This is a genomic window from Actinoplanes sp. NPDC026670 (assembly GCF_040638175.1).
In the GTDB taxonomy this organism is placed as follows: domain Bacteria; phylum Actinomycetota; class Actinomycetes; order Mycobacteriales; family Micromonosporaceae; genus Actinoplanes.
Genome location: NZ_JBEZXU010000190.1, coordinates 1 through 1373 on the forward strand (window position 1 = coordinate 1; position 1373 = coordinate 1373).

2 protein-coding genes are annotated in these 1373 nt (G+C 62.9%); one reads left to right on the top strand and one right to left on the bottom strand.

Translation table 11 applies throughout. The features are described from left to right. Positions 1-65: 65 nt before the first annotated feature. Complete coding sequence (locus tag AB0E94_RS52990; RefSeq protein ID WP_357084951.1) at positions 66-344, bottom strand: hypothetical protein; 279 nt, start codon at positions 342-344, stop codon at positions 66-68. Between the two features lie 296 nt (positions 345-640). On the opposite strand from AB0E94_RS52990, the gene AB0E94_RS52995 reads away from it, so the two are divergent. After that, the coding region (locus AB0E94_RS52995) for a sigma-70 family RNA polymerase sigma factor (protein WP_360344592.1) at positions 641-1373 on the top strand (733 nt) is incomplete at its 3' end.

Genomic DNA, 1373 nt, shown 5'->3' on the forward strand with positions numbered 1-1373 from the left:
GCGCCGCAGCACGTCACGCTGCGACCACCCACGCTCGAACCGCATCCGCTTCCACCGCGTCTCCATCACGCCACCACCGCGAACGCCACGGACTCACCCGCACGGCGCGGCAGCACCCGCCCGGCCAGCTCAATCAAGCCGGCCCGGGACACCTCCACCACGCCGTTGAGGCAGTTGTCGCAGCGACCGAAGCTGAACCCGTCGCACTCCGGGCACGGAGCCCACAGCGACGCCGCGTGCGTGGCGACGCACGCCGACGACTGGCACCACCGCGTCTCGCAGTACAGGCACACACCAGCGCCGTTCAGCCGCGACGGCCGGTACTGCGCCGCCAGAGCAGCCAACGCGCGACTGTCCATCGATGGCGCTACCGGGATACGCTTGACCTGCATCTTCTAGGTCCTCTCCAAGGGCGGATAGATGCACCGGCCTCGGTGGGTGGCAGCCCACCGGGGCCTTGTTCATCCCCCTCAACATGTCCAGTTCAGGGGGCTGGTGTGAGGTAGACAACCATGAGCGCCAGGGGGTGTCAACCCCCCTCAACACAGAGTGTGAGTCCGGTGGACGTTCCCTGGCTCGTTTGCCCCGGTCGACGGGCTTACACTGTGGTTACCCCCCTTGACGCGACGGGAGTTGACCAGTGGACGACCCAACGGCGGTCGCTGGCATCGGAGATGCCCGCGAGCGAGCTCTTGCCGCCCATCGACTTATCGACCACTATCAAGCAGCCATCGGGGAGCTTTCCCGCTTACGTCGCGAGAGCCTTGAAGATCTTCTTGCGGGCGGAATGACTCAGACGCAGATTGCGCACTTGCTAGACATGTCTCGGTCTCGCGTCTCGCAGCTACTTTCGGCCGGAGTGCGTCCCGAACGCGCATTTCTCGGAACTGGCCGTCTGACTGTCGCTATCGGTGGGAAGCAGGAAGTCGGGCGACATGATCCGGGTGATGTCATCAGCGCCGAAAGTTTCAAAGCCTATAACCTTCTTGCTGACCTAGCTCGGTCGGTTGGCCTAGACGCCTCGTGCGAAGTTGTGCCGCCGCCTGGTCATGTGCATCTCAACAGGCCAAACCTTATTGTCATGACATCTCCTCGCCTCCTGCCGTTCCTTGGGCAGATCATGGAGGCGGATCCCCACCTACGATTTAAGGTCGATGACAGCGGCTGGTTTTTGTCGACTGCTGATGGCTCCCAAGAGTTCCGCTCTCCGCGTGATAACGGCGAGAACTTCGATTACGCATATCTGGGCCGGCTCCCGCGTCCGGACGGCAAGGGAACCTTCCTGTACATGGCTGGCATCCACGCCCAGGGCACGTTGGGAGCCGCTCAATACCTCGCCGAGAGCCTGCCGATGCTGTATAAGGATTTCAAGA